Origin of the sequence: Vibrio sp. A8-1 (assembly GCF_013048685.1) — a bacterium.
Lineage (GTDB): Bacteria > Pseudomonadota > Gammaproteobacteria > Enterobacterales > Vibrionaceae > Vibrio > Vibrio metschnikovii.
This window is the reverse complement of sequence record NZ_VHTC01000055.1, coordinates 1-8,600: the sequence shown is the minus strand read 5'-3', so window position 1 is coordinate 8,600 and position 8,600 is coordinate 1. Positions and strand designations below refer to the sequence as shown.

The window sequence follows — 8,600 nt, the reverse complement described above, 5'->3', positions numbered from 1 at the left end:
CCCACACAGATTGATTGGTTTAAATTGTTAAAGAGCTGGCTTGCGAATCTCTCGTTGAGCTTCGAAGCGGAGGTGAATTCTAGCGAGTTAATTTGAAGAGTCAAACACTTTTTCAAATTTTCTTTTTATAAGCTTTCCCTCAACCAACACTGCCTGAAGCCTTGCGGCGTCTGCCGTGTCAGTGAGGTCGCATTATAGAGATCCGTTTAATCTTGGCAAGCTTTATTTAACGAAAATAGTCAAAATAATGCTTAAAGGGGACTTTTTTAGCCAAAGCCTTATTTATCCCACTTTATCAAGACGAAACAAACACGTTACCCACAGAGTTATGCACATTAACCTAATTATATGCCTGAACCATTCACTTCTTTTGCCTCTTCATGAAGGCCACACTCTCTTTTCAAACCGAAAAATCGAGTTTCTTCTTCACTCATTCCTGGTTTCCATTGGCGAGTGGTATGCCAGTCACCAACCGAAAGATAGCCTTGCTCCCATAATGGATGGTAAGGAAGGTTATTTTCTTTTAAATAATAATGCACATCTTTATTACTCCAGTCGATCACTGGTAAAAATTTAAAAACATTATTTTGAATCGACAGAATCGGCAAGTTGGCTCTCGATTGAGACTGCTCGCGACGTAAACCAGAAAACCAAGTACCGACCGATAAGTTGCTTAAAGCACGACGCATAGGCTCAACTTTATTTATTTGGTTATAACGGCTGATGCCATCAATCCCCTGCTCCCAAAGTTTGCCATACTTAGCTTCTTGCCAAGCTGGTGTGATCTCGGCACGAGTAACATGCAAATTCAGGTTTAGGCTTTCGATTAATTGGTCTATGAATTGATAGGTTTCTGGGAACAAATAGCCGGTATCGGTCAAAATAACTGGAATGCCAGGCTTAATATCCGATACCAAGTGCAACATCAGAGCAGCCTGAATACCAAAACTCGATGATAAAACATGAGTGCCCGATAGATTCTCTAAAGCCCATGCAACGCGCTGCTGAGCGGTCAGTGTCTCAAGATAGCCATTTAACTCGGCAAGGTAGAGCGTTTGCTCGACCTTACTCAATGTTAATAGATGCTCAAGCTCGAGGGTTAAAATAGGATGCTTAGGCATAAAAATCCCTCTTAGAAATAATCACCTCTTCTATTATCCCAACACGAATGGTGAAATCACCAAATCCTTCATCAGCATTTCGCTCATGTGCCCAGCGATCAATCAATACATCAAGCTCTTGTAAAATCTGTTGGTCAGTGATGTTCTCTTTATACATTTTAGGGATGCGCGTTCCCGCTCGATTGCCCCCTAAATGAAGATTGTAACGCCCCGGCGCTTTGCCAACTAAGCCGACTTCGGCAAGCATCGCCCGCCCACAGCCATTCGGGCATCCTGTAACACGCAAGATAATATTGTCTTCTTTTGGTAAGCCATGCTTGCTCAGGAGATTCTCGATATCGGTGACAAACTGAGGCAGAAAACGCTCAGCTTCGGCCATCGCCAATGGACAGGTTGGGAATGACACACAGGCCATCGAATTCTTACGCTGCTCGCTAACCTGATCATTGATTAAACCATGTAGCCGAGCGATCTGTTCAATCTCTGCTTTATCTTCCACTGCAACGCCAGCAACGATCAAGTTTTGATTGGCTGTCATACGAAAATCGCCTTGATGGATCTTCGCTATCTCAGCAACACCGGTTTTCAGAGGCTTGTCAGGGAAATCCAATAAACGGCCATTTTCAATAAACAGCGTTAGGTGATGCTTACCGTCAATACCTTCTATCCAACCGATGCGATCGCCACGTTCGGTAAATTGATAGGGACGACTTGGCGCAAATTGAATACCTGCACGTTTTTCAACTTCAGCTTTAAAGACCTCAACACCCACTCTATCTAAAGTGTATTTGGTTTTGGCGTTTTTACGATTAGAGCGGTTACCCCAGTCACGCTGAGTTGTGACCACTGCTGCTGCAACCTCTAAGGTTTTCTCTAAAGGAATAAAGCCAAAATCATCCGCACGGCGCGGATAGGTTGACGTATCGCCATGCGTCATCGCCAAACCGCCGCCCACCAGCACATTGAAACCAACTAATTTGCCATGCTCAGCAATCGCGACGAAATTCAGATCGTTGGCATGAACGTCGACATCATTTTGCGGCGGGATCACCACTGTCGTTTTAAACTTACGTGGTAGATAGTGCTGACCTAAAATAGGCTCATCATCTTCTGTCGTTTCTACTTTTTCACCGTCCAACCAAATTTCGGCGTAAGCGCGAGTTTTCGGTAATAGATGTTCACTGATTTTTTTCGCCCACTGATAAGCTTCTTGGTGCAATTCAGATTCAACAGGGTTTGAAGTACACAACACATTGCGGTTCACATCACCAGCCGTAGCAATCGAGTCAATACCAATGCTATTCAGCGTTTGGTGCATCAACTTAATATTAGGCTTTAACACGCCATGAAACTGAAACGTCTGCCGCGTAGTTAAACGAATGCTGCCATAAAGAGAATGCTCACTAGCAAACTTATCTATCGCCAACCACTGCTGAGGAGTAATAATCCCTCCCGACATACGAGCTCGTAACATCACATTATGTAGAGGCTCTAATTTTTGCTTGGTTCGTTCGTTACGAATATCGCGATCATCTTGCTGATACATACCGTGAAAACGGATCAACTGAAAATTATCCGCGCTAAATCCACCGGTAATACGATCTTGCAGATCCTGCTCGATCGTACCCCGTAAAAAATTACTTTCTCGCTTTAAACGCTCGTTATCCGAGAATGGCCCCAATACTTGGCCTAATACTTCTTGCTGTGGCGATTGTGGTTTAGTGCTCATTAGTAAACATCCCTTTGGTAACGCTTCGCTTTACGTAAATCATTAATAAATTGTTCTGCTTGATCTTTGTCTAAACCACCTTGCTGGATGGCAATCGTAATCAGAGCTTGATGAACATCTTTCGCCATATACTGAGCGTCGCCACACACATAAAGGTAAGCTCCTTGTTCAATCCATTGCCAAACTTGCTCAGCTTGTTCTAACAAACGATGCTGCACATAAACTTTTTCATGCTGATCTCGGCTGAATGCCACATCCAAACGGGTTAATAGGCCAGACTTCAAATATTTCTGCCACTCAAGCTGATAGAGAAAATCTTGGGTAAAGGTGCGATCGCCAAAAAATAACCAGTTATTCCCCGGCGCAGCCCGATTATCTCGCTCTTGAATAAAACTGCGGAAAGGCGCAATCCCGGTTCCGGGGCCAATCATAATAATTGGCGTATTATCATCTTCTGGGAGTTTGAAATGGTTATTGGCTTCTACAAAGATTTTTACCTGCTCGCCTTCAGCCAATTGATGAGCAATAAAGCTCGATGCACCACCTTGACGCCGCTCATCGTTAACCGGATATTCAACCACGGCAACAGTAAGATGTACTTCTTCATCAACTTCTCGTTGGCTAGAAGCGATTGAATATAATCGAGGGGTTAATCGGCGCAGTAAACCGATCAACTGATCAGCCGACAAGGCACATTTTTTCTCTTTTAATACATCAATAATTTGCGTCTGCGCTGAATACTCACGAAGCTTGTCTTTATTTTCGACCAGTTTTTGCAACTTTTTACTGGCTGACAATTCGGCATATTGAGTAATAAACTGAGGGTTAGATGCAGTGATCTCATAATGGTAAACTAACGCATCATAGACAGTGCATGGCGAGCCGTCGACTGCAACCTGCTCATCACCAGTTAAACCCACCAGCGTTAAGATCTGTTGCACTAATTGAGGGTTGTTCTCATACCAGACACCAAGCGCATCACCTGGCTGATAAATTAACCCTGAATCGGTTAAATCAATCTCGATATGTCGCACGTCTTTTCCGGAATCGCGACCGGTAATTTTTTGGCTAGTTAATAACGTGGCTAGATAAGGATTCTGTTTTGAATAGCTCGCTTGCTTGGCATCAATTTGACTAAGCGGAAGCTGTACAACATGCCCTTGCTCAGAAGATAGAGCTTGTTGTACCTCTTGCAACGCTTTCGCCTGCCATTCAGCGACTGGTTGCGCGTAATCGACATCACAATCAATGCGATCAATAAAACGCTGCGCTCCTAATTTTTCCAAAAACAAATCAAAGTCTTTACCCGTTTGACAGAAAAACTCGTAGCTCGAGTCTCCTAAGCCAATCACGCCATATTTTAAGTGCGGTAATTTAGGCGCTTTTTTAGATTGCAAAAACTCATGCAAGACAAGGGCGTTATCAGGCGCTTCACCTTCACCATTGGTTGAAGCAACGATGATCACATGCGTTTCTTTCGCCAGATCTTTGCCTTTGTAATCGCTGGCATCAAATAACTGCACCTTAATACCTAACGCTTGTGCTTCGCGTTGAAGCTGCTGCGCAACCCCTTTGGCATTACCGGTTTGCGAAGCAAAAATAATGGTTAATTGACCCTGTGGTGTTGAAGTTACTGATAAAGCTTGAGACACCGCAGCACCAACACGATTAGCCGGCGCTTGACTTAACCCCCAGAAATAACCACTCAACCAAGCCAATTGATGCGGCGATAGTTCCGTTGCAGTTTGCTGGAGTTGTGAAAGCTGAGAGTCGTTGATTGGGCTGGCTAACGATGCCAATTCTTGTGGTAAGGTATTTCCTGAAGACATTGTCACGACGTCCTTATTCATTGCGTGACGATAGATTAACCACTCTCTTTAATAACAAGAAAGAATAGAAGAGAATGTTTTATAACTTTTTGGAAGTAAGAAAGTCACCATTCAATCAAAGCGACTTTCGATTCTGACTTGCTTAAAACCAACCGCCATAGCAGATTTTGAGGCACTGTCTAAATCGGTGTAATGGCACTCTTCACCGCTAGCATCGGTGAGCGGCACAAAACCACCTCGTTGGTGACGAAATTCAACAATCCATGTTCCTTCCGCCGATGAGGGTTCAATAATGGCTTCAATCAGCATTTGCTCCCGATACAGATTTCTTAGTTCCGTGATTGTCATGGCTAATCTCGCTTCCATCGCTCATCCATTAGATTAAGCATGGTTTATTTCGAGCAAATTGCGAGTAAGCAGCGCAAATTTTCAGCTAATCCATCACGAAGTGGTCAACCATCAAAAATGCATTTCAGCACCAATAAACCAGCCATCGACAAACACCAATGATTCGCTAGTTTGTGGTGACTGGGTTGCTAAATTGGTAAACTCCAAATCAATCACACGATAGCCCGCTTTTAATATCAATGGGTAAGTTGGGTTATCAATGACATACTGAATACCAGCCGTCATATCCGCACTTTTAATGCCTTTACTCTCACCAAAATCAATCTGACCAATGATATCAAAATTTGAATTCGGGATACTTAACTCTGCATATCCAAACCAATTGAAGGTCAAATCATTAAAGGCATAGTGCTGATTATCTGGCGCTCGGTAGTCCGTGGAGCGATATTGACTGAGCATCACCCCTGCATTAAAACGCAACGCTTGCCTATCAAGCAACCGGTAATACAAGGTGTAATCGTACTTATCAAACGCCACCGTCTGTGCATCAACATGGCTATAACGAAAACTCATGTTCGGCCAATAATCGAGTGAATGCTCGAAAGCTAAAGAGATCACAGGTACTTGCGCCGTCTCATAGCGAACGTTATCAATCTTCGTTTTCCCCCACCACATTTCAGCGCCCACTTTCACACCATACGCTGCCTCTTCCGCTAACGCCGAACTTGAAACGCACACGGCTACGCCACACAAGATGGTTTTGATTCGATTCATGATGATCTCTTCTCCTGATTGCTTGCATTGAATGGTGACGATGGCATTTCTGCGTTCGTCAACTACGCCAACCGATTACACATTTAATTCTTGATAAGGAATTTTCGCCAACGCGGTTTCAACAACCTCAACACCCGATCCCGGCTTATGGGCATTTTCACTAATATAACGTCGCCACTGGCGCGCTCCTGGCATACTCTGGAAAAGCCCTAACATATGTCGAGTAATATGCCCAAGATAAGCACCTTGAGTGAGTTGCTGTTCAATATAAGGGTACATCTCTTGAACCACTTGAGAGCGTTTTTTAATAGGCTTATCAAGACCAAAAATCTGTTGATCCGCTTCCGCGAGTAAATAAGGATTTTGATAAGCTTCACGTCCAACCATTACCCCATCAAGATGTTGTAAATGATCTAACACTTCGGTTAACGATTTGACTCCACCATTAATCGCAATAGTTAAGTGAGGAAAGTCCCGCTTAAGCTGATAAGCACGTGGATAATCGAGAGGCGGTATTTCACGGTTTTCTTTCGGGCTTAAGCCACTTAACCAAGCCTTACGCGCATGAATAGTGAATTGCTCACATCCACCTTGTTCGGAGACTAACTGCACAAAGCGGGTTAAGAACTCATAAGAGTCTTGATCATCAATCCCAATACGGGTTTTGACGGTTACTGGAATATCCACCACCTCACGCATCGCAGCAACGCAATCGGCAACCAATTGCGGCTCAGCCATTAAACAGGCACCAAACTTACCATTTTGTACCCGATCAGAAGGGCAGCCGACGTTTAGATTAATCTCATCATAACCGCGCTCTTGAGCTAACTTGGCACAATGAGCTAAATCCGTAGGATTCGAACCACCGAGCTGCAACGAGACTGGGTGCTCTTCTTGGTTATAAGTAAGAAAATCGCCCTTACCGTGAATGATAGCTCCAGTGGTCACCATTTCGGTATACAACAAGGTTTGCGAGGTGAGGAGACGATGAAAATAGCGACAATGTCTATCCGTCCAATCGAGCATAGGGGCCACAGAAAGACGATGAGCTTTAAATTTATCAGTGTCAGTAGAAATAGTCATAGTTTACGTTTGGTTGAGAGGCGGTCATGTAAGCCAAAAGCTTAGGCTAACTTTTATACGATAAGAGTAACAAAAGTTAGCCCGTATTCCGCAATAAGCGCAGCTTAGCTAAAACGATAATACGAATTTAACCAGACAGGCTGTTATGAAAAATAATTTTCAGATTATACACAAGTGTCGAGCTCATGTAGCAAAAACTAATCAAAGCGCTGGACGATGACCTTTCTCGATGTTTACAAGATCACACCACACCGAGGGGTAGATGGAAAACGTACACCCACAATATCACTTCAATGGGAAAGCCCGTGCAAGAGTAACGCGCTAAGCGTGGCTCAACCACTCAGATAGAAATCCACGTACCTACCAGCAACACCAGCAAACGCGGCCGCTAATCCAGCGAGAGCTGGGTAAGGGGATTAAAGGGGGACTACGATCATAATCACAACGTTAAGTAGGAAAGTGAATCGCCGATTTTCTTCACTGTATCGTTTTATCGCAAGATGAGGTAAGTTAGGCACTATTTATGACAATATCGTTCATAGTCAATCAATCACTAATGATTTATTGATGTTCAAAACGATATTTATCTTGAAATAGTATATGATTACTAGAGTCCAGCAATGATGGTGATAGATTTGGACAAGAAGCTTAGCCAACAAATTGAAGAAATATGTGCAGCAAGGGGCGTTCGTCTAACTTCACAACGTAAGCGCGTTTTTGAACTTATCTGCGCCAGTCAAAAAGCATCCAGCGCCTACGATTTGCTTGAAGATTTAAAAGTCAGTGAGCCACAAGCAAAACCACCGACGGTGTATCGAGCCTTAGATTTTCTGTTAGAACAAGGCTTTATTCATCGTGTAGAGTCAACGAATAGCTTTATCTCTTGCTGCTCTTGTAATGCCCATAAGCACTTTTCTCAGCTGTTAATTTGTGACCAATGCGGTAACGTTGTGGAGTTACAAAATGATAATCTGATAACAATGCTGGCGAACAACGCGGAGCAACACGGATTTACAATTACTAACCATGTCATTGAATCTCATGGTATTTGCCAATCCTGTTCTTCAGAAACAAAGAATTAGACTATAGAAGAGAGTTATGCGCGCTGAATTTGTCAATCCGTTCTTAGCGTCTTTGCTAAATGTACTAAAAACGATGGCTTCATTAGAACTGAAGCCCCAAAAGCCTCGCCTCAAAAAAGATGAAATTGCTCGTGGCGATGTGTCTGGTCTTATCGGTATGATCGGGCCTCAAACACGCGGTTCCATGTCGATTACCTTTGATGAGGCTTTAGCCTTACAAATTATGGAAAACATGTTGGGCGAACGACCGAATGGCTTAAATGAAGAAGTCACGGATATGGTCGGGGAAATTACCAACATGGTAACGGGTGGAGCAAAACGCATCTTAGCCGAAAGTGGCTTTGATTTTGATTTAGCGACCCCAGTGGTGGTATCGGGCAAAGGTCATACAATACGACACAAATGCGAAGGTTCGATCATCATCATGCCGTTCTCATCTCAATGGGGAAATGCCTTTATTGAGATCTGTTTCGAGTAAACCAGAGCAAGTCGCTTTGACTTGCCCAGAATCGAGTAGGAGGCGGGATCACTCCCGCCGTCCTCTCACACCACCGTACAAGCGTGGATCGCATACGGCGGTTCCGAATAGATTTTCAATGTTTCATACCCTTCCAACAATGAGTATAACCCCAAC

Annotated in this window: 8 protein-coding genes and 1 pseudogene; 2 read left to right on the top strand and 7 right to left on the bottom strand. The window is 43.7% G+C overall.

What is annotated here, in order from left to right:
- Positions 1 to 344: 344 nt before the first annotated feature.
- From FKN93_RS16560 to dusA, 6 genes are all read right to left on the bottom strand, one after another.
- Positions 345 to 1,121, bottom strand: coding sequence for a phosphoadenylyl-sulfate reductase (locus FKN93_RS16560; RefSeq protein ID WP_004396123.1), 777 nt, complete (start codon positions 1,119 to 1,121; stop codon positions 345 to 347).
- On the bottom strand, positions 1,114 to 2,850 hold the full coding sequence (gene cysI, locus FKN93_RS16555; RefSeq protein ID WP_170905683.1) for an assimilatory sulfite reductase (NADPH) hemoprotein subunit: 1,737 nt from the start codon (positions 2,848 to 2,850) through the stop codon (positions 1,114 to 1,116). Before cysI ends, FKN93_RS16560 begins: the two co-directional genes overlap by 8 nt.
- On the bottom strand, positions 2,850 to 4,700 hold the full coding sequence (locus FKN93_RS16550) for an assimilatory sulfite reductase (NADPH) flavoprotein subunit (RefSeq protein WP_170905682.1): 1,851 nt from the start codon (positions 4,698 to 4,700) through the stop codon (positions 2,850 to 2,852). The genes cysI and FKN93_RS16550 overlap by 1 nt, the downstream gene beginning before the upstream one ends.
- Before the next feature lie 90 nt (positions 4,701 to 4,790).
- A complete protein-coding gene (locus FKN93_RS16545; RefSeq protein ID WP_040904939.1) occupies positions 4,791 to 5,027 on the bottom strand; it encodes a hypothetical protein in 237 nt (78 codons plus the stop codon).
- A 111-nt stretch (positions 5,028 to 5,138) separates the two neighbouring features.
- Positions 5,139 to 5,801, bottom strand: coding sequence for a TIGR04219 family outer membrane beta-barrel protein (locus FKN93_RS16540; RefSeq protein ID WP_154169308.1), 663 nt, complete (start codon positions 5,799 to 5,801; stop codon positions 5,139 to 5,141).
- A gap of 75 nt (positions 5,802 to 5,876) precedes the next feature.
- Positions 5,877 to 6,884 carry a tRNA dihydrouridine(20/20a) synthase DusA gene (gene dusA, locus FKN93_RS16535; protein WP_170905681.1) on the bottom strand — a complete coding sequence of 336 codons (1,008 nt, stop codon included), beginning with the start codon at positions 6,882 to 6,884 and terminating at the stop codon, positions 5,877 to 5,879.
- Positions 6,885 to 7,507: 623 nt separating this feature from the next.
- Here dusA and zur point away from each other — a divergent pair.
- Together zur and FKN93_RS16525 are read left to right on the top strand one after the other, a co-directional pair.
- The gene (gene zur / locus FKN93_RS16530; protein ID WP_040904941.1) at positions 7,508 to 7,966 is read left to right on the top strand and encodes a zinc uptake transcriptional repressor Zur; all 459 of its coding nucleotides are present in this window, start codon (positions 7,508 to 7,510) and stop codon (positions 7,964 to 7,966) included.
- A 16-nt stretch (positions 7,967 to 7,982) separates the two neighbouring features.
- A complete protein-coding gene (locus FKN93_RS16525; RefSeq protein WP_004396129.1) occupies positions 7,983 to 8,444 on the top strand; it encodes a chemotaxis protein CheX in 462 nt (153 codons plus the stop codon).
- Positions 8,445 to 8,509: 65 nt separating this feature from the next.
- Here FKN93_RS16525 and FKN93_RS18150 read toward each other — a convergent pair.
- Positions 8,510 to 8,600: pseudogene (locus FKN93_RS18150) on the bottom strand (RNA-directed DNA polymerase); the annotation flags it as partial.

Coding starts and splice junctions, on each gene's coding strand:
- FKN93_RS16560 (WP_004396123.1), bottom strand. CDS start 1,121: ATGCCTAAGCATCCTATTTTAACCCTCGAGCTTGAGCATCTATTAACA.
- cysI (WP_170905683.1), bottom strand. CDS start 2,850: ATGAGCACTAAACCACAATCGCCACAGCAAGAAGTATTAGGCCAAGTA.
- FKN93_RS16540 (WP_154169308.1), bottom strand. CDS start 5,801: ATGAATCGAATCAAAACCATCTTGTGTGGCGTAGCCGTGTGCGTTTCA.
- FKN93_RS16545 (WP_040904939.1), bottom strand. CDS start 5,027: ATGACAATCACGGAACTAAGAAATCTGTATCGGGAGCAAATGCTGATT.
- FKN93_RS16550 (WP_170905682.1), bottom strand. CDS start 4,700: ATGAATAAGGACGTCGTGACAATGTCTTCAGGAAATACCTTACCACAA.
- dusA (WP_170905681.1), bottom strand. CDS start 6,884: ATGACTATTTCTACTGACACTGATAAATTTAAAGCTCATCGTCTTTCT.
- FKN93_RS16525 (WP_004396129.1), top strand. CDS start 7,983: ATGCGCGCTGAATTTGTCAATCCGTTCTTAGCGTCTTTGCTAAATGTA.
- zur (WP_040904941.1), top strand. CDS start 7,508: ATGGTGATAGATTTGGACAAGAAGCTTAGCCAACAAATTGAAGAAATA.